This window comes from Chryseobacterium binzhouense (genome assembly GCF_007474545.1).
GTDB lineage: Bacteria > Bacteroidota > Bacteroidia > Flavobacteriales > Weeksellaceae > Chryseobacterium > Chryseobacterium binzhouense.
Map to the genome: position 1 here is coordinate 432,403 of NZ_VKOG01000001.1, position 20,785 is coordinate 453,187.

Consider the following 20,785-nt stretch of genomic DNA (forward strand, 5'->3'; position numbering starts at 1 on the left):
TTTTTGATTTGATGGTGAAAAGACTTCTTAGCTGTATATTGTGTTTATTGTTTGCTTTAATATACTCACAAAGCATTCAGAATATAGGTTTGCCTTTTATTCAGAATTATCTGCCTAAAGATTATGGCAACCATGGTAAAATCTGGGAAATAAAAGCAGCAGACAATGGGATGGTTTATATGGCAGCGGAAAATGGTGTTTTGGAGTTTGATGGTCAAAACTGGAACAGATTTAGGAATTATAAAGGATATACGAGATCTCTTCACATTGCAAATGCTTCTACCATATATGTTGGCGCAGATATGGATTTCGGCGTTTACGAAAAAGACAAATTTCAAAAGTTTTCTTACACTTCGCTTTATCCTTACCGAAAAAATAACAACGGCGTTACAGAAGAATTTTGGGGAGCGTATCAGGTAAAAGATAAGATTGTTTTTATTTCGCATCAGAATTTATACACTTTTTATCGGGGGGAAGTTTCAAAAATATCAGCTCCGGTAAGATTCACAGACAGCTTTTTAGTAAACGGATTACTTTACCTTGCTGACGACAGGAAGGGATTGCTGCAATTTGATGGAAAAAATTTGAATTTAATCTGTTCTTATCCTGAGAACAGCCAATTAGAAATAGCTGGAGTGTTCAAAATAGCTAAAGAACTTAGAATTGTCACTAAAAACCATGGGATTTTTCAGGTTTCAGAAAAGAAAATGACACCCGCTATTTCGGAGGTCAATTCTATTCTCGAAAAAAATAAAGTTTTCAGTTTTACTTCAATTGATGATAAATATTTAGCTTTTGGAACGATTACCGATGGACTGTATATTACAGATCTAAACGGAAAAATTGTTCAGCATATTAATAAAAACAAAGGCTTATCCAATAATACTGTTCTTTCTCTTTTTTATCAAAAAAATGGCAAATTGTGGCTTGGTTTGGATTATGGAATTGCCTCTGTAGACATAAGCAGCAGTATTTCTTACTTTTACAGTGTCAACGGTAATTTTGGGACAGGATATACAGCCCTTATTAATGAAAGTAAATTATTTTTAGGTTCCAATCAGGGATTATATTATACAGACTGGAATAATTTTAGAAATAATCAGAAAAATCCACTTTTTAATCTTATCAAAGGTTCGGACGGGCAGGTTTGGACTTTAGAAACAATTGAAGGAAATATTTATTGCGGTCATGATAGAGGATTGTTTCTAGTAAAAGATAATATATTTCAGAAAATCAACGATGAGTATGGTGTTTCCCAAATAATTCCTTTTAGAAATAACTATGTATTAACCGGTAATTATAAAGGAATTTCTATTTATAAAAAAGAATTTGGCGGATTGAGATTTGTGAAAAATATGAAATACATTCTCGGAGCAGTAAGCCAGATTCAAATCGAAAGCAACCAGACCATCTGGATCAATATTCCTAATTACGGAGTTATAATAACCGATTTGGATGTAAATCTTAACCCGGTGAACAGAAAAATTTTTCTGGATTCTGAATTTGAAGGAAATTCTCCTCAAATCTATAAAAATGATGGAGAGATCATGATTGTCACCGCAACTCATGCATACAAATATATTTCGGCTGACAAAAAATTCAGATTGATGAATGATAAAATCGGCGCAGCAGTCATCAAAGAAGTGCTTCCCGGTTTTTATTTTCCTAAGAAAATTTCGCCAGAATATAACTTTTATCCTGTTTACAATGGTTTTGCGCTGGAAAAAACACCAAACCAGAAAGTAAATTTTCTTGCAGATTTAGTTTTCAGAAAAGCTAAGGCGTTTAATAATCATAATGAAACAGCAATACATCATCAGCAAAGCATCAGCTATAAATATAATAACTTTCATTTTAGCTTTATAGCTCCTAACGAAGAAGGAGTGGAATATCAGTATTATTTAAAGGGTTTTTCAGATAAATGGTCGCCTTGGAGTACTAAAAATGAAGTAAATTTTTTAAACCTCAAAGAAGGCGATTATACACTTCACATTAAAGCAAGAAAAGAAAATTTTTTATCGGAAACGAAAAAAATTAATTTTACGGTAAAAGCACCTTGGTACAGAACAATATACAGCTATGTTCTATATGGACTAATCATAATTGCTTCATTTTACTTTTTGAGGAAGCATCATCAAAACAGACTTAAAAAACAAGCTTTTGATTTCCTGCAAAAACAACGGGAATTTCTTAGAGAGCAGTCCGAAAAACACCGTGAGGAAATTCTGATTGCAAAGCAAAAACAGATGGAAACAGAACAGCAAAACCTGAGAGAGGAAATCCGAAGGAAAACCATTGAGCTGGCTACTAAAGCAAAAGATGATGAAGACAAAAACAGAATACTTTCTATCATTAACTGCAAAATAAAAGAAATAGAAGATACCCCAAATATTTCTAAAATTAGGTTGGGAGAAATCCGCAGAATGCTCAGCCAGTATCTTCATACAGAAGATCACACGTTTGAAATTCAAATGGATGAGCTGCATCAGGAATTTTTCAAATCTATGAAAGTCAGGTTTCCCAATCTTTCTATTTATGAATTGCGGCTTTGTGCCTATCTTCGAATAGGCTTAAACTCAAAAGAAATGGCGGATATTTTCCAAGTGCTTCCGTCAAGCATTAATGTAAGCAGATCCCGACTAAGAAAAAAACTCGGACTAAAGCCAGAAGATGATCTTTACAACTTTCTTAATGGATTTTAAATATTTATTCTCTTTTATTTTAAGATATTGTATTGATTCTCATTAAAAAAAAGTGTAAAAATCAGTTATAATGAGTGCTAATTAATACGTTTCTTATAAAAAGATGTGTGAATAGGTTGTTCTCATCAGCTTAAAGTATGAAACAAAATCCAGGCAATGTTAAATAGATTTGCCATTGTTCTTTTTTAAATTAAGAATACTGATATATACTCGGTCAACTTAATTTTTATAAATTTGTGATTCTTCAAACACTTATGAAAAATACACTTTACCTGTTCTTTATTTTATATACATTAATTTTCAAAGCTCAATCTTTGAAAACAGTTTCAGTTTTCGATTCTGAAGAAAATAAACCAGTTCCTAATGCAAAAATTCTTACAGAAACAAGGGTTTATTATACCAATGAAGATGGTAAGGTTTTAATTCCTGAAAATATTAAAGAGATTGAGATTTCTGCACCTCTTTATGAAAATAAAAAAACCGGCATTTCTGCTCAAATTTTTCTGAAACCTCTTTTTAAAGAAATTGAAGAGGTAACAATTACAAATATTGATTTAAAAAAACTATTCCAAGACTTAATTGATAATTACAAAACAGTTTACTATTCAAGCCCTTCACTTTATTCAGGAACCATAAAACAAAAGTCATTCGTTGATGGAAAAATTTCACATCTTTTGGTAGCAGATGTTAATATCTGGACTAAATTTAATTTTTTTAACTTCAGTGCATCGAAAGACGCCGACAGCTTTTTCAATATTGGTCTTAACAATATTAGGTTTTACAAAACAATAAAGCTGGACGAAAAATATCCTTTTCAATCTGTTCCGAATTTACAACCGGAAGATTTTGTAGGAACTTTCTTCATGAATCGTCAGATTGTGGGAATGCTGAATGTTTTTAAGGATACAAAAATAAAAACTTCATTACTATACGAAAATGCAGGTATTCAGAAACTCCGTTTTGAAACTGAAAAAAATGAGAAATTAGGAGTGAAATTTGCCGGCTTTATAACGTATAATAAAAATGACCGTGCAATTGTAAATATGCAGGTGGATATTGATCAAAACAATGTTGAAACAGAAAAAAAAGCAAAAAACGGCGAACTTTACAATAGTAATACGACTAAGGCAAACGTGTTTTTTGACTTTTACAAAAGAAACAACAAGTATTTGCCATCACTTATTACAGTTACAGGAGAAGGGTATTGTGAATTTAAAAACAGAAAAATACCATTTGCTGCTTATCAGGAAATAAAGCTGGAAAATTTCGTTGAAGGAAATAAAAGAGGTTTAAAAGAAAAAATAGACCTCTCCAAGCCTTTTGTAGAAAATATTCCCGATAAAAAGATCAATGAAACTAGCACATTGCTCTCTAAAGAAGAACAGAATTTTATTGATACAAAACAATAATATAAAACAGCAAATGATATATCTCGTTACCGGAGGAAGCGGTTTCATAGGTTCCCATCTTATAGAAAATTTATTAAAAAAAGGACATTCTGTCATTAATGTTGACAATTTTGATGATTTTTATGATTATAAAATAAAAATCGAAAATACTTTGGAGTCTTTAAACATAATTCAGCAATTTGAATTTGCAGATAAGAAAAAAGATATCGAAAGACTTTCTGCCCTTACAAAATCCCCACAGTATCAGTTGTTTTTTCAGGACATCCGGGATAAATCTGGGCTGGAAAAAATTTTCAGTGAAAATACAATAGATATGGTAATTCATCTGGCTGCTCTTGCCGGAGTCCGCCCTTCTATTGAAAGACCTCTGGAATATGAAGAAGTAAATGTCCGCGGAACGATGAATCTTCTGGAACTTTGCTGTCAGTTTCACGTTAAAAAAATTGTCTGTGCATCTTCATCCAGCGTTTATGGAAACAACCAGAAAGTTCCTTTCTCTGAAAACGATAATGTAGATAATCCTATATCGCCTTATGCTGCAACCAAAAAATGTGTAGAGATTTTAGGTCATGTGTACCATGATTTATATAAAATTGATATGATTCAATTAAGGTTCTTTACCGTGTACGGACCGAGGCAAAGGCCCGATCTTGCCATTTGCAAATTCACTAAATTAATTTCTGAAGACAAAGAAATTCCCTTCTATGGTGATGGCAATACGGCAAGAGACTATACGTATATTGATGATATTATTGATGGGATTTTAAAGTCTGCCTCTTATCTTGAAAATAATTCAGATGTTTACGAGATCATTAATTTGGGAGAAAACGAAGTTATTACATTATCTGAGATGCTTTCTGAAATTGAAAAAAATCTTGGTAAAACTGCCATCCGGAAAAATCTGCCATTACAACCGGGTGATGTATTGAAAACCAATGCAGATATAGCAAAAGCAAGACACTTAATAGACTATCATCCTGCCACAAACTTCCAAAATGGCATAAAAAAATTTGTGGAATGGTTTTTGAGAAAATGACAGCAATACGCCGGAAAAACTTTGGTAGCAATACTTTAAAGTTTTCAGCAGTAAATATTTTATTAAAAGAATTGAAAATCAAGTCATAAAAAAGTTTATAATATAACCTATTTTTATACTTTTGCAAAAAAAATAAAAATTATGTACTGGACATTAGAATTAGCTTCTTATTTAAGCGACGCACCTTGGCCGATGACAAAAGCAGAACTTATCGACTATGCGATCAGAACTGGTGCACCAATGGAAGTAGTGGAAAACCTTCAGGCAATTGAGGACGAAGGCGAAATCTACGATGCAATTGATGAAATCTGGAGCGATTATCCTACAGATGAAGATTATCTTTGGAACGAAGACGAATATTAATAAGCACCTAAGCTTTAGGCATCACGCTTAAAGCTTTTTTGCCTTTTCTACATATCAATTTACACGTTAAGTGTTATTAAAACGCTTAAAGCATTTCGCTTAAAGCATAAAGCAAAAATTTATGAGTTTTTTAAACAAAGTTCTTAAAGGGTTTTTGGGAGACAAAAAAGCGCAGGACCTAAAAGAAGTAAAAAAAGTTGTAACAAAAATCAAAGCCGTTGAACCAACGATTCAGCAATTGTCTGATGATGGTTTGAGAGAGAAAACTGCGGAGTTTAAATCTAAAATAAAAGAGGCAACAAGCAGCATTTCGGCTCAGATAGAACAAATTAAAGAGCAGATCAAAAACTCCAAGAATGTAGATGAAAAAGAAGCTCTTTTTTCTAGAATCGAGACTTTAAAGAAAGATTCTTACGAAATTGAAGAAAAAGTACTTGCTCAGGTATTGCCGGAAGCTTTTGCCTTAATTAAAGAAACATCCAGAAGATGGGCTCAGAATGGTGAGATCCGTGTAACAGCGACAGATTGGGACAGACAATTGGCGGCTGCAGGAAAAGATTTCATCGAAATTCAGGGCGACCAGGCTGTATGGAAAAATTCATGGAACGCTGCAGGAACTCCTGTAGTATGGGACATGGTGCATTATGATGTTCAGTTTATTGGCGGGGTAATTCTTCACAGCGGAAAAATTGCCGAAATGGCAACAGGTGAAGGTAAAACGTTAGTAGGAACACTTCCGATTTACTTAAATGCGCTTCCGGAAAGAGGGGTACACGTAGTAACCGTTAACGATTATCTTGCAAAAAGAGACTCGGCATGGATGGGACCATTGTATCAGTTCCACGGAATGTCTATTGACTGTATTGACAACCATCAGCCAAATTCTGACGGAAGAAGAAAAGCATACAATTCGGATATTACTTACGGAACCAATAATGAATTCGGTTTTGATTACCTTAGAGATAATATGGTGACTTCACCTACTGAATTGGTTCAGAGAGAGTTGAATTTTGCCATAGTTGATGAGGTTGACTCCGTATTGGTGGATGATGCAAGAACGCCATTAATTATTTCTGGTCCTGTGCCGCAGGGAGACAGACAGGAATTTGATGTTTTAAAACCTTCTATCGACAGAATCGTTGAGGTTCAGAAAAAAACAGTTTCTGCAATCTTTAATGAAGCTAAAAAATTAATTGCAGCAGGAAATACTAAAGAAGGTGGTTTCAAATTGCTTCAGGCTTACAGAGGTCTTCCAAAAAACAGACAGTTAATTAAATTTTTATCGGAGAGCGGAAACCGTGCATTGCTTCAGAAAGTAGAAGCGCAGTATATGCAGGACAACAACCGTGATATGCCGATTGTAGATAAAGATCTTTACTTCGTGATTGAAGAAAAGAATAATCAGGTGGATTTGACCGATAAAGGAGTTGAATACATGTCTCAGGGGAATTCGGATCCTAACTTTTTCGTACTTCCGGATATCGGGACAGAAATTGCAGAAGTTGAAGCTAAAAATTTATCTAAAGAAGAGGAATTTGAAGCTAAAGAAAAACTTTTTTCAGAATTTGCCGAGAAATCTGAGCGTGTGCATACAATGAGCCAGTTGTTGAAGGCATATACTTTATTTGAGAAAGATGACGAATATGTCGTTATTGACGGGGAAGTAAAAATCGTTGACGAACAGACAGGTCGTATCATGGAAGGAAGACGTTATTCAGACGGTCTTCACCAGGCAATTGAGGCTAAAGAAAATGTAAAAATTGAAGCAGCTACTCAAACTTTTGCAACAGTTACCCTTCAGAATTACTTCCGTATGTACAACAAATTGGCGGGGATGACGGGTACAGCAGAAACTGAAGCGGGAGAATTGTGGCAAATTTATAAGCTGGATGTAGTGGTAATCCCTACCAACAGACCAATTCAGAGACATGATAAACAGGATTTGGTGTATAAAACCAATCGTGAAAAATACAATGCAGTAATTGAAGAAATAGAAAGACTTACCGCAGCAGGAAGACCTGTTTTGGTGGGTACAACTTCGGTTGAGATTTCACAGTTATTGTCAAAGGCACTACAGCTTAGAAAAATTCAGCATCAGGTTTTGAATGCGAAACTTCACAAAAAAGAAGCGGAAATTGTAGCTGGAGCAGGACAACCGGGAGTTGTAACCATTGCAACCAATATGGCGGGTCGTGGTACCGATATTAAGCTTTCTAAAGAAGTAAAAGAAGCAGGAGGTTTAGCAATTATCGGTACAGAAAGACATGATTCCAGACGTGTTGACAGACAGCTAAGAGGTAGAGCAGGAAGACAGGGAGATCCTGGAAGCTCACAGTTTTATGTTTCTTTGGAAGATAATCTGATGCGTTTATTTGGTTCTGAAAGAATTGCCAAAATGATGGATAGAATGGGGCATAAAGAAGGTGAGGTAATTCAGCATTCTATGATTTCTAAATCTATCGAAAGAGCGCAGAAAAAAGTAGAGGAAAACAACTTCGGAGTAAGAAAAAGATTGTTGGAGTATGATGATGTGATGAATAAGCAGCGTGACGTAATCTATAAGAGAAGAAAGAATGCATTATTCGGAGATCATTTGAAATACGATATTACCAACATGATTTTTGATGTGGCAAACTCTATAGTTTCTAAAGGGAAAGTATCCGGAAATTATAAAGATTTTGAGTTTGAAGTCATTAAGAATTTCACAATGGAATCTCCGGTTTCTGAAAATGATTTTAAATCAAAACAAATTCCTGAGCTTACCAATATTCTTTTCAAAGCTGCTCAGGAAGATTATAATATGAAGCTTAATCTTCTGAAAGAGAAATCATTCCCGATTATAGAAAATGTATACCAGAATCAGGGTTCTATGTTCAAAATGATTCAGGTTCCTTTTACAGATGGAACAAAGACATTAACTATTGTTACTGATCTGAAAGAAGCTTATGAAACACAATGTGACAGCTTGATTAATGATTTTGAAAAGAATATTACTTTATCCATTATTGATGAAAACTGGAAACTTCACCTTCGTGAGATGGACGATTTAAGAAGATCTTCTCAAGGTGCGGTTTATGAGCAGAAAGATCCTTTGGTAATTTACAAACAGGAATCTTTCCATCTTTTCAGTGAAATGGTAGATAAAATGAATAAAGAAATCATTTCATTCTTATACAGAGGAGAAATTCCTGCGTAAGATTTAATTTTTAAAATAGAAAAGTCCTGTTGATGATCCGACAGGACTTTTTATTTGGAATAAATCTTAACAAGCTGACAAAAATCACTCAATTGATTAATTTAGAATAATTAAAAACAATATATTTGCAAAAAGTTTTTAATATTATGAAGAAAGTTTTGGTGTGTGTATCTATTTTGGGTACAGTTGCAGCAACTGCACAGGAAAAAGATTCTGTAAATGCAAAGAATATTGATGAAGTAGTTGTTACCGGATATTTGTCAAAAGACAGCCAGTCTGCCAACAAAATGCCTTTGAAAGATATTGAGAATCCGCAGGTTTACAATACTGTAAATAAAAATGTAATCAAAGAGCAGGTGGTGACCAATTTTAATGATGCCTTGAAGAATGTTACCGGAATTACAAGGCTTTGGGAGTCTACAGGAAGAGGCAACGACGGAGGAGAATTTTATTCAATGAGGGGATTTTCTTTACAGCCCAACCTTATCAATGGAATGCCGGCTTTTAATAACGGAACACTAGATCCTGCCGGAATTGAAATAATTGAAGCTATAAAAGGACCTTCAGGTACATTGTATGGCGGAAGCGTAATTTCTTATGGCGGTCTTCTGAATGTTATTACTAAAAAACCGTATCATTATTTCGGGGGAGAAGTAGGCTACGTTACCGGAACTTATGGTCTGAATCGTGTAACAGCAGATGTGAATGCTCCCGTTGCAAAAAATATGTTTGCAAGAGTAAATGCAGCGTATCAAAAACAAAATTCTTTTCAGGATGCAGGATACAGCGAATCATTTTATGTAAATCCTTCCTTGAAGTTTATTGCTAATGATAGACTTACTTTCTTTATCAATACTGAGATTAAAAAATCTGATGCAGCCAATGCTCCCATGATTTTCTTAAGCAGATACAGTCCGTTATCATTTAATTCTATTGATGTATTTGAGCAGAATTACAAAAAATCGTATACTTCAAATGATCTGAATATCAAAAACTCTACTTTCAATATTCAGGCACAGGCTCAATATAAAATATCCGATAACTGGACGTCAAGTACCATACTTTCCAGAGGAAATACTAAAACAGATGGTTACTACCAATATTTATGGGATTCTTCCAACGGGAATGAGTTTACAAGATTTATCACGAAGGCTTACGGAGAAACCAATACAACAGGAATTCAGCAGAATTTTGTAGGAAACTTCAATATCGGAAGCGTAAAAAACAAACTTTTATTCGGATTAGATTACTTGCAAAGAGAATTTTTGATTGGAGGAACGGGCTGGACAGGTTTCGGAACAATTTCTTTAATAAACCAAACCGATACGTCTTTTCAAAAGTTAAATAAATCTGCTGTAGATAATGCACTTGCAGGAACCAATCAGGAAATAAATACAATGACGGCACAGATTTACAGTGCGTACGTTTCAGATGTTGTGAATATACTTCCTAATTTATCTGCAATGTTAAGTTTAAGACTTGATCATTTTACAGGAAACCCTACAGCATTTGCTACGGAAGAATCTGAGCCTACTACCACTTTGTCTCCAAAATTAGGATTGGTTTATCAGCCGATAAAAGATAAGGTTTCAGTTTTTGCAAACTACATGAACGGATTCCAGAATGTTGAGCCGCAACTGGTTCAGTTTACAGATCAAACCGGAAATGTTACCGGACAGGAAGTCCGCTATTTTACTCCGGAACAGGCGAATCAGTGGGAAGTGGGAACTAAAGCAAGCTTAATCAAAGATAAACTATCTATTACAGCGAGTTACTACGATATTAAAGTTAAAAACAAATTGATGGGAACAGGTCCTGATATAAGTCAGGGAGGAGAGGTAGAAAGTAAAGGTTTCGAAATAAGTGTTGTTGGTAGCCCGATTGAAGGATTAAATGTTATTGCAGGATTCAGTTCAAATGACAGCAAAGTGGTTGCAGGAGATGATACTTATGTAGGGTACAGACCTGAAGAAGCTGGACCAAGAAATATTTTTAACTTTTGGACTAACTATAAAATCCAGCAGGGAGTTCTGAAAAATGTAGGAATTGGTTTTGGAGCCAATTCTGCAAGCGAATTATATACATTAAACAGAGCGGCAGTCGGTACTTTTGCAATTCCTAGTTATGCTGTTTTCAATGCGGCATTGTCTTATAATGCTGAAAAATATTCAGTAATAATGAAACTGGACAATATTGCCAATAAAAAATACTTTACAGGATGGTCTACAGTAACTCCGCAAAGACTAAGAACATTATCTCTAAGTTTAAATTATAAATTTTAGAACAAAAATACTTTGAGTAAAAGAAGTTTTTTATAAAATACATTCTGAGCCAGGCTTTTTACAGCTTGGCTTTGTGCGTTTAATTCAATAGTAGAAATGAGAAAAAAACATCATCATCAAAAAAAGAAGCCGACACTTTTCAAGAAATGGACGGGAAAGCTGCATCTCTGGTTCGGGCTTTCTATCGGGCTTATTATATTTGTTGTTTCGGTGACAGGAGCTTTATACGTCTTTAAAGACGAAATAGAAAACTATACCCGTAAAGATGTTGTTTATCATAACGAAAAAAATATTGAGCAAAAGCAGACTCTTCCTATTCGTGTTTTAGAAAAAGCGGTAGAAACTCAGGTTCCGGAAAAATATAAGATTCATTGGGTAAATGTTCCGATTGATAAAAAAATGTCTTATCAGTTTTACTGGTATGAGCATGATACGGAAGGAACCTGGAACTATTTTGATGAGATTCCTATTTTCAAAGTAGCGTATGTAAATCCATATACAGGTGATGTTATTCGGGTTTACGATGAGAAAAACGGCTTCTTCCAGATCGTTAAGATGATTCACTGGAGTTTTTTACTCAAACAGGATTGGGGAAAATATGTTGTGGGAATACCGGTCATCATTTTTATCATTATGCTGATTTCAGGAATTATTCTGTGGTGGCCAAAAAACAGAGCAGCCCGCAAGCAAAGATTTTCCTTTAACTGGAAAAATGTTAAAAGCTGGAAAAGAAAAAATTATGATTTACACAACGTTTTAGGTTTTTATACATCCGTTTTTGGATTAATTTTTGCCATTACAGGGCTTTTTTATGCTTTTTTTGTAGTTCAGACTATGATATACGTAGTTTTTTCCGGCGGAAATACTGTTTACCCGGACTTTTCTCATATTACTACAAAAGCTCCTATCGAAATGCGTAATGAGACAACTCTAGATAAAGTAATGGCAACTGTAGAACAAAAATATCCCGATTCTTACGGATATTCTATTGATTTGGGACATCCGCATATGGATGATCATGAGCATCCTAATTTTTCAGTTTTTGTGAAACATCTTTCTTATTCTTATCATAAAAACAGCAGCCTTATTTTTGATGAAAACTCAGGTGAGCTTCTTCATACACATGATCATGATAACAAAAATCTTGGTGAAAAAGCAATTGCTGCCAATTACGATGTTCATGTAGGTTCTATTTTGGGACTTCCTACCAAGATTATCGCATTTGTTGTAAGTCTTATGTGTGCATCCTTGCCTGTAACTGGTTTTCTGATTTGGTGGGGTAGGAGGAAAAAGCAGAAAAAAGCTGTAATATCATTCAAAAAATAAAGAATTATTTCTATTAATAAAGATTAAATCAATCTTTTTTATAAATTTATTGCTTCTAAATTATACAATAATAAAAATGTCAGTAATAGATTTGTCAAAACAGGTTGCATTAGGGATAGATATTGGTGGAACAAATACCAAGTTCGGACTGGTTAATCACAGAGGTGAAATTATAGTTAAAGGTTCTATCTCTACCGATCAGTATGAGACAGCAGAAACTTTTGTGGATGCTTTATACGAAACCATTAAGCCATTGATAGATAAGCATTGTGACGGAAAAATAATGGAAGGTATCGGAGTAGGTGCGCCGAATGCAAACTATTACACCGGAACTATCGAACACGCACCCAACCTTCCATGGAAAGGAGTGATAAATTTTGCTGAATTGATGTCTGCAAAATTTGGAAGCCCTTGTAAAATGACCAATGATGCCAATGCTGCTGCTCTGGGAGAGATGATGTACGGAGCTGCACGTGGGATGAAAGATTTTATCATGATTACTTTAGGAACCGGTGTAGGAAGCGGAATTGTTTCGGGAGGTCATCTGATCTACGGACATGATGGTTTTGCCGGAGAATTGGGACATACCATTGTAAAGCCGGGAGGAAGAAAACATTGGAGTACAGGCTCTGAAGGCAGTCTTGAAGCGTATGCTTCTGCAACAGGAATTTCTATTACCGCTAAAAAAATGAGAGCAGAATTTCCAGATTCTATGCTCAATAGCTATCCTGAAGATGCCATTAATTCTAAAACAGTTTACGAATGTGCAGAAAAAGGAGACGCTGTCGCTATTGAAGTATTCAGATATACAGGTCAGAAGTTAGGAGAAGCTTTGGCAAATTTTGTTATGTTTTCCTCACCACAGGCAATACTCTTGTTCGGAGGCGTTATTAAAGCAGGAGATTTTATTTTAAAGCCTGCAAAGCTCCACATGGAAAGAAATCTTCTTCCTATCTTCAGAAATAAAGTAAAACTTGTCTTTAGTGAACTTGATGAGGCTGATGCTGCAATTTTAGGAGCAAGCGCATTGGTTTGGGAAAAGTAAAATTGAATAATTTATATACAAAAATAAAGCATCCGAAAAAATGGATGCTTTTGCTTTTATATTTAGGTTAAATTGATTCTGAAAACTGCTTTAAAAGATCAGTCAGTGTATTCACATCATGTACTCCGCTTTGCTTGTACAGCAATTCACCGTTTTTGAAAACAGCTAAGGTTGGAACTCCTCTTACGCCTACCTGAGCTGCAATATCTGGGTATTGGTCTACATCCAACATCATAATTCTTGCAGACTCTCCTACATTTTCTTTTACTTTTGTTAAAACTGAAGACTGTACTTTACAAGGCTGACACCATGTTGCGAAAAAATCAATAAGAACCGGACGTTCAGAGTTGATAACTTCCTGAAATTTTTTAGACATTTAGATCAAATTTAAAGGACTTTAGACTGACAAACAAAATCCGAAACCGGAAGTTTTTCTGTTTTTTTAATTCCGTTGAATCCTCCTTCTATTTCCGTGAAATTTCTGATTCCGTGAGAGTTAAGAATACTGGCTGCGATCATGCTGCGGTAGCCTCCCGCACAGTGTAAAAAGAAATGTTCAGAATCATCAATCGCAGAAACCCATTCGCTGATGATATCTAGAGGTCTGTTATACGCATTGTCAATATGTTCTGCGGAATATTCTGAAATTTTTCTTACATCAATTACTTTTGAATTTGCAGTAAACTGTTCAGCAAATTCAGCAGGAGAAATCCTTTTTACTTCGTCAATTTCTTTGCTGGATTTTTTCCAAGCATCAAATCCTCCTTTCAGATATCCCAAAACATTGTCGAAACCAACTCTGCTCAATCGCATAATTACTTCTTCTTCAGTTCCTTCATCAGAAACCAATATAATAGGTTGCTGAACATCTACTACCAATGTTCCTACCCAAGGTGCAAAGTCTCCTTTTAGACCAATATTGATCGAATTAGGAATAAAACCTTTGTGAAAATCTGCTGGATTTCGGGTGTCTAAAATTAAAGCGCCCGTTTCTTCTGCAAAGCTTTCAAAGTCTTCAACAGAAATAGGATTAAGCCCTTTATTCATGACAACTTCCAGACTTTCGTAACCACCTTTATTAAGTGCAACATTCATCCCGAAATATTTCGGAGGAGCAGTTAACCCATCCAACACTTCTCTTATAAAAGATTCTTTATCCGGCTGATTGAGTGCGTAGTTTGTTTTTTTCTGATTTCCAAGAATATCAACAGTTTCTTTCTGCATATTTTTTCCGCAGGCAGATCCGGCTCCATGTGCCGGATAAACAGTAATGCTGTCATCCAAAGGCATGATTTTCGACTGTAAACTGTCATAAAGAATTCCTGCCAAATCTTCTTGCGTAAGATTGGTTGCTTTTTGGGCAAGGTCAGGTCTTCCGACGTCACCTAAAAATAAAGTATCTCCGGTAAAAATAGCAGTTTCGATACCATTTTCGTCAATTAAAAGATACGTTGTGCTTTCCATAGTGTGACCGGGCGTGTGAAGAGTCTTTATTTTGATTTTTCCAATTTCAAAAATTTGACCATCTTCTGCAATGATTGCCTCAAACTGAGGTTCTGCAGTGGGACCGTACACGATAGAAGCATTTGTTTTTTTACTTAAATCCAAATGACCCGAGACGAAATCTGCATGAAAATGAGTTTCAAATATATATTTTAGAGTAACGTTATCTTTTTCTAATCGATCCAGATAAGGTTTCACCTCTCTCAATGGATCTATGATTGCTGATTCATTTTCTGATACGATATAATATGCACCTTGTGCTAAACAGCCTGTATATATTTGCTCAATTTTCATTTGGGATTGATAATTTGTCTTTAATGTACAAAAATCGGATATTATTTTCTAAAAAGCCAGTAAAATGAATATCTGTTATGATAGAATAAATCTATAAAGTTTCATTTAGTTTAAAATCGTAGAATAATTTGTAGTAAGTATCATCTAGCTCCTCAGAAATCTTATGGTTTTTTTTAAACTCTATATAGGATGTTTTATAAGTCTCACCTTCAGGATAATCAATTACTCCCATGTTTCTGTTATAGAGATAATGTTTAATGAGTTTATTATCAGAAATTACAATCAGATCTTCAAAATATTTTTTTGTTTCAGGAGTTTGTTCCCAATTGTTTTTGTTTGTTTTGTAAAATTCCAGCATCTTTTCTGTAGCATAAACTTCAGATTCAATTTGCATATCATTAAAGCCTGTTAAAATATCTTTTATATCCAGATTTTTTTTCAGCCATTCTATTTTGGCTTCTGCAGCGACGAGGGTTGCTTTCGTCATCATAGAATCTCTTTTTACGATAGGAGAAAAGAGAATGTCCGGAGAATCGTTCACCGGTAATGTTTTTGTTGCGGCAATATCCAAAACACTGAAATAGCTTTCTGTTTTCTGTTTCAGATCAAGTAATTGTTCGTTGGTCATTTCGTCGCTTGAGACTCTTATTTTAAATGTCCATCCGCCACTTTCATAGATTGCAAGCAGAGAATTTTTTTCAACAGGTCTTATTCCATTGAAGAAGTCGGCTTCAACCATTGAGTTTTTGAACAGTGAATAAATATAATGTACATTGAGCTGATCACCCGAAATTTTTCCGAATAAAGGTTTCATCTCAACATGGGTTTGTGAGTTTTTATTAATGGCAACCCAATAGCTCAAAAACTCATCTCTGAGAGTCTGATTATTAATTTCTTCTTTCGGATAAATGTAAATGGTAAGGACGGTTTTATTTTTCTTAGATTGTTTTTGTATATAACTGATTCCTATATTTTTATTTTTAGAATCGTATGATCGCACTGTTTCTCTCTCAAAGCCTGCCCATAGTTTCGGGAAAACGGTTTTTGTCCATTGATGGGTAAAGTCTTCTTTTACTTTAAGATCAACGGGTTTTTGATTTTGCTGTGAGAAAATAATAACTGAAATAAAACAAAAGGAAAAAAACAGACTCTTTCTAAACATAATTAAGGTATTCTGACTGCTAAATTAAATTTATTTTATTAAAGTGGTGGTGTAGTCTAATAAGTAAAAGAGATTATTAAAACTTTTTACAAAAAACTTTATCTTTAGATGTTAAAAAAATCAAATGAGAGACAAAACAAAATTTATTGATGAACTTACTGCAAGATATACTCCGAAAGGGGAACATATCATTTTAGGCAAAGGAATGTTGGATGGCGATGTCGTGACGGAAGTGAATGTTACCATTCCTTTAAAAACAATCAACCGTCATGGTCTTATTGCCGGAGCTACAGGAACCGGAAAAACAAAAACACTTCAGGTTTTTGCAGAGCAGCTTTCGCATGCAGGAGTTCCGTCTTTAGTTTTAGATATTAAAGGGGATTTTTCGGGTATTGCAGAAGCCGGAAAAATGAATTCTGTTATTGAAGAGCGATACGCAAAAACACAACTTTCTTACAATCCGCAGGCTTTTCCTGTTGAGCTGATGAGTATTTCGGGCGGAAAAGGTGTGAAATTACGTGCTACAGTTACCGAATTTGGTCCTGTTTTATTAAGTAAGATTTTACAGCTGAATGATACTCAGCAAAGTATCATGTCGATTGTTTTCAAATATTGTGATGATAAAGGGCTGCCTTTAATAGACTTAAATGACCTCAAGAAAGTTCTGCAATATGTTACAGATAATCCGCAGGGAAAAGCAGAATTGTCAGCCAATTACGGCTCTATTGCCTCTGCATCTTTAGGTGCAATTTTGAGATCCATCGTTGCTTTGGAACAGCAGGGAGCATCAGATTTTTTTGGAGAGCTGAGTTTTGATGTTCATGATTTACTGGAAACACGAGATGGAAAAGGCGTTGTTAATATTTTACGGGTTGCAGATATTCAAAGTAAACCGCAATTGTTTTCTACGTTTATGCTTTCGCTTTTTGCTGAAATCTATATGACGTTTCCGGAAGAAGGCGACAGCGGAAAACCTAAACTGGTTCTTTTCATTGATGAAGCGCATCTGATTTTTGATGAATCTTCCAAAGCTTTAATTTCACAAATTGAAACGATGGTGAAATTGATCCGTTCTAAAGGTGTTGGGATTTATTTTATCACTCAGATTCCAGGTGATGTACCGGAAAATGTGCTTTCTCAGTTAGGTTTAAAGATTCAGCATGCATTGAGAGGTTTTACGGCAAAAGATAAAAAAGAAATTTCAAAAGCAGTTGAAAATTATCCTTCAACGGAATTTTATAATGCCTCAGAGCTAATTCAGAATTTGGGAATTGGTGAAGCTTTCATCACCGCTTTAGACGAAAAAGGAATTCCGACGCCTTTGGTTCATACTTATCTGATTTCTCCGGAATCCAGAATGGATGTTTTGAATGATGCGGAAGTTTCAGATCTGGTTTCAAGATCTGCACTGGTTGCTAAATATGAAAAACCGATTGATAGCGAATCTGCCTACGAAATCTTAGTGCAAAGAATGGAGCAGGCTGTTGAAAATTCGGCTTCTGCACAAAAAACAAAACCTGTAAAAGAAGAACCGGGAATGTTTGAAAAGGTTTTAAACAGTCGGCAAGGAAGAACTTTTACAAATACTTTGCTGCGTGAAGGTGCAAAAGCGATTTTAGGAATGCTCGGTTTAGGAGGTAGAAAAAGAAGGTAACTGCAAGTTTCTGGAATTTTATTATTTTAGCAGAATTGCGTTTTAACAACAGACGATTAAAAGGTTTGGTTTTTGATTGCTGAATTTGTAAAGTAAGATTAGAAATAAATGTATTCAATTATAGATATAGAAAGTAATGGTGCAGGTTTCAGAAAAGAATGCATTATAGATATTGCCATTTATCGCTATGATGGTCAGAAAATTGTAGACCAGTTTATCTCTTTGGTAAATCCTGAGAGTGATATTACCCCTTTTGTGCAAAAACTGACCGGAATTACTCCAAAAATGGTAAAAACTGCTCCAAAATTTCATGAATTGGCAAAAAGAGTTGTAGAAATCACACAGAATACCACATTGGTGGGTCATAATATTGATTTTGATTACAGAATGCTCCGTCAATCATTCAGTCGACTTGGGTATGATTTCAAAATCAATACTTTAGATACGATACCCCTGGCTAAAAAGCTGATTCCTGATGAGGTAAGTTATTCACTTCAAAAATTGGTTAAATCTCTCGGTATTCCGCTTTCTAATGCTCATAGGGCGGAAGGTGACGCAAGAGCTACTTTAGAACTGTTCAAGCTTTTAATCTCAAAAGATACAGAAAACGAGATTATTCAGAAACAGCACGAAGAGACTAATGCTAAAAATTATATCAACAAAATCAGAGAGTTAACTCAGGATCTGCCTAACGAAAAAGGATTTGTATACTTTCAGAACGGAGACGGAAAAATTATTTTTTCGGATTACGTGCAGGACATCAATAAGTTTTCTAAAAAGCTGTTTAATTCCAAATCCAAAAAATGGGAAATAATACAGCGGGATGTGGAACAGATTCATTTTGAACTTACAGGCTCGGATATTATTGCCAAATTGATTCTAAATTCTAAAGGAATTAAAAAAAGGGAAGTGTTTCCATTCGGACTGTATTTCAGAAATCAAAAGTATATTGTAGAGAAAAATAATTTAAACAAAACCGAAAAACCGATTCTCAGATTCAAAGCATTTACGCAAGGCACAAAAGCTGTTCAGTTTATTAAGCTTCTTGAAGAATGGAAAGATCCTGAAAATCTTAAATCTAAAATTGATTTCAGAAAAAGAAACGAACTTTGGCTGGGAACGGGCAGAAAGCTTGGCGAAAAATTATTTATCATCGTAGAAAACGGAAAGCCTGTTTCGTATGGTTTTTATGAACTTTTTACCCAGATTCAGACGATGAGCAAAATTTCAAAACTGAAAATTGATCTGCCGCTTCCCGTCACAGATCTTATCAATGACCTGCAGCTCGCTTTGCTTCGCAGTGATTTTGAAACACTTCCGCTGCCAAAATAACGAGGCTTCTTCAGAACCTTTTTTCTCAATGTAAAAAAGAAATAGTATTTTTGCAGAAATTAAACAGAGCAATGCAGAATTTTAAACAAAATAAAACCGGAAAAAAGGGAACTGTAAAGTTCTCTAAGGTTTGGAATATTTAAAAGAGTAGCTTGCATAAAATAATCATTGCGGCAGACTCTTTTTTAAGAATCTGTCGTTTTTTATGTCAAAAAATAAAATTATGAATTCAAAAGATTTACTTAAAATTGCCAATGAATTTGGTACACCGTTGTATGTATACAATGCAGACTCGATAAAAGCACAATACGAAACACTTTCTTCGTCATTTTTAAAACACACCAAGTTTTTTTATGCTGCCAAAGCTTTAACGAATATCAATATATTAAAGTACATCAAAAATTTAGGAGCTTCGTTGGATTGTGTATCCATCAATGAAGTAAAATTGGGTTTAAAGGCAGGATTTCCAAAAGAAAAAATTCTTTTCACGCCCAACTGTGTAGATCTTGCTGAGATTGAAGAAGCGATGCAGTATGGCGTTCACATCAACATCGACAATATCTCTATTCTGGAGCAGTTCGGGAACAAATACGGAAATTCTTATCCGATTTTTGTCAGAATCAATCCGCATATTTATGCCGGTGGAAACCACAAAATTTCTACAGGACATATTGATTCAAAATTTGGTATTTCAATTCACCAGATGCGTCATATTGAAAGAGTGATGAAATCAACCAATCTGAATGTAGAAGGGCTTCATATGCATACCGGAAGTGAGATTAAAGATCCGGAAGTTTTCATTCAGGCATTGGAAATTATGCTGGATCTGGCTGAACATTTTCCGAATCTGAAATATCTTGATATGGGAAGCGGATTCAAAATTCCTTATCAGGACAGTGAAATGGAAACAGACGTAAAAACTTTAGGAAAGAAAGTAGAAAAAGTACTCTCCGAATATGCCAAAACAGCCGGAAGAAAATTTGAGCTATGGTTTGAGCCCGGAAAATTTTTGGTGGGAAAGAGCGGATATCTTCTGGTAAAAGCAAATGTTATCAAACAGACCACCGCAACCGTTTTTGTAGGAGTAAACTCAGGATTCAATCATCTGATCCGTCCTATGTTTTATGATTCTTACCATGAAATTGAGAATTTATCCAATCCGAAAGGGGCCGAAAGAATTTATACTGTTGTAGGAAATATTTGTGAAACCGATACTTTTGCATGGGACCGAAAACTGAATGAGGTAAGAGAAGGTGATATTCTGGCTTTCCATACTGCGGGAGCCTATGGTTTTGAGATGAGTTCTAATTTTAATTCAAGACTTAAGCCTGCGGAAGTTTTATTTTTGGATGACAAAGCACATTTAATCAGAAAAAGAGACGAGTTTGAAGACTTACTGAGAAATCAGATTGAAGTCTTATAACTTAAACTTAAATAAAAAAAGGAAACTTCACTTTTGTCGTGGAGTTTCTTTTTTTTGG

14 protein-coding genes are annotated in these 20,785 nt (G+C 34.9%); 11 read left to right on the top strand and 3 right to left on the bottom strand.

Annotated elements, in window-relative coordinates; translation table 11 throughout:
• The first annotated feature begins 47 nt into the window (after window positions 1-47).
• From FNE73_RS02030 to FNE73_RS02065, 8 genes are all read left to right on the top strand, one after another.
• Window positions 48-2,702 carry a triple tyrosine motif-containing protein gene (locus FNE73_RS02030; RefSeq protein ID WP_185147271.1) on the top strand — a complete coding sequence of 885 codons (2,655 nt, stop codon included), beginning with the start codon at window positions 48-50 and terminating at the stop codon, window positions 2,700-2,702.
• A gap of 254 nt (window positions 2,703-2,956) precedes the next feature.
• Window positions 2,957-4,111: a hypothetical protein gene (locus FNE73_RS02035; protein ID WP_143883120.1), complete on the top strand. Its 1,155-nt coding sequence runs from the start codon at window positions 2,957-2,959 to the stop codon at window positions 4,109-4,111.
• Between the two features lie 13 nt (window positions 4,112-4,124).
• Entirely contained in the window at window positions 4,125-5,147 is a 1,023-nt protein-coding gene (locus FNE73_RS02040; protein ID WP_143883121.1) for a GDP-mannose 4,6-dehydratase, read from the top strand.
• A gap of 141 nt (window positions 5,148-5,288) precedes the next feature.
• Window positions 5,289-5,510: a DUF2795 domain-containing protein gene (locus tag FNE73_RS02045; protein ID WP_027382805.1), complete on the top strand. Its 222-nt coding sequence runs from the start codon at window positions 5,289-5,291 to the stop codon at window positions 5,508-5,510.
• 121 nt (window positions 5,511-5,631) lie between these two features.
• Entirely contained in the window at window positions 5,632-8,706 is a 3,075-nt protein-coding gene (gene secA, locus FNE73_RS02050) for a preprotein translocase subunit SecA (RefSeq protein ID WP_143883122.1), read from the top strand.
• 146 nt (window positions 8,707-8,852) lie between these two features.
• A complete protein-coding gene (locus FNE73_RS02055) occupies window positions 8,853-10,988 on the top strand; it encodes a TonB-dependent siderophore receptor (RefSeq protein WP_143883123.1) in 2,136 nt (711 codons plus the stop codon).
• 96 nt (window positions 10,989-11,084) lie between these two features.
• Window positions 11,085-12,314 carry a PepSY-associated TM helix domain-containing protein gene (locus FNE73_RS02060; protein ID WP_143883124.1) on the top strand — a complete coding sequence of 410 codons (1,230 nt, stop codon included), beginning with the start codon at window positions 11,085-11,087 and terminating at the stop codon, window positions 12,312-12,314.
• A gap of 76 nt (window positions 12,315-12,390) precedes the next feature.
• Window positions 12,391-13,359, top strand: coding sequence for an ROK family protein (locus tag FNE73_RS02065; protein WP_143883125.1), 969 nt, complete (start codon window positions 12,391-12,393; stop codon window positions 13,357-13,359).
• Between the two features lie 67 nt (window positions 13,360-13,426).
• Here FNE73_RS02065 and FNE73_RS02070 read toward each other — a convergent pair whose 3' ends face one another.
• The 3 genes from FNE73_RS02070 to FNE73_RS02080 form a co-directional block, all read right to left on the bottom strand.
• Window positions 13,427-13,735 (bottom strand): thioredoxin family protein, encoded by a 309-nt coding sequence (locus FNE73_RS02070; RefSeq protein WP_143883126.1) that lies wholly within the window; start codon window positions 13,733-13,735, stop codon window positions 13,427-13,429.
• A gap of 11 nt (window positions 13,736-13,746) precedes the next feature.
• The gene (locus FNE73_RS02075; RefSeq protein ID WP_143883127.1) at window positions 13,747-15,156 is read right to left on the bottom strand and encodes an MBL fold metallo-hydrolase; all 1,410 of its coding nucleotides are present in this window, start codon (window positions 15,154-15,156) and stop codon (window positions 13,747-13,749) included.
• 91 nt (window positions 15,157-15,247) lie between these two features.
• Window positions 15,248-16,318 carry a hypothetical protein gene (locus tag FNE73_RS02080; protein ID WP_143883128.1) on the bottom strand — a complete coding sequence of 357 codons (1,071 nt, stop codon included), beginning with the start codon at window positions 16,316-16,318 and terminating at the stop codon, window positions 15,248-15,250.
• A 124-nt stretch (window positions 16,319-16,442) separates the two neighbouring features.
• On the opposite strand from FNE73_RS02080, the gene FNE73_RS02085 reads away from it, so the two are divergent.
• The 3 genes from FNE73_RS02085 to lysA all read left to right on the top strand — a co-directional run bounded on the left by FNE73_RS02085 (window position 16,443) and on the right by lysA (window position 20,727).
• Window positions 16,443-17,972 (top strand): helicase HerA-like domain-containing protein, encoded by a 1,530-nt coding sequence (locus tag FNE73_RS02085; RefSeq protein WP_143883129.1) that lies wholly within the window; start codon window positions 16,443-16,445, stop codon window positions 17,970-17,972.
• A gap of 108 nt (window positions 17,973-18,080) precedes the next feature.
• A complete protein-coding gene (locus FNE73_RS02090; RefSeq protein WP_143883130.1) occupies window positions 18,081-19,304 on the top strand; it encodes a 3'-5' exonuclease in 1,224 nt (407 codons plus the stop codon).
• 223 nt (window positions 19,305-19,527) lie between these two features.
• Window positions 19,528-20,727 carry a diaminopimelate decarboxylase gene (gene lysA / locus FNE73_RS02095; RefSeq protein WP_185147272.1) on the top strand — a complete coding sequence of 400 codons (1,200 nt, stop codon included), beginning with the start codon at window positions 19,528-19,530 and terminating at the stop codon, window positions 20,725-20,727.
• Window positions 20,728-20,785 lie beyond the last annotated feature (58 nt).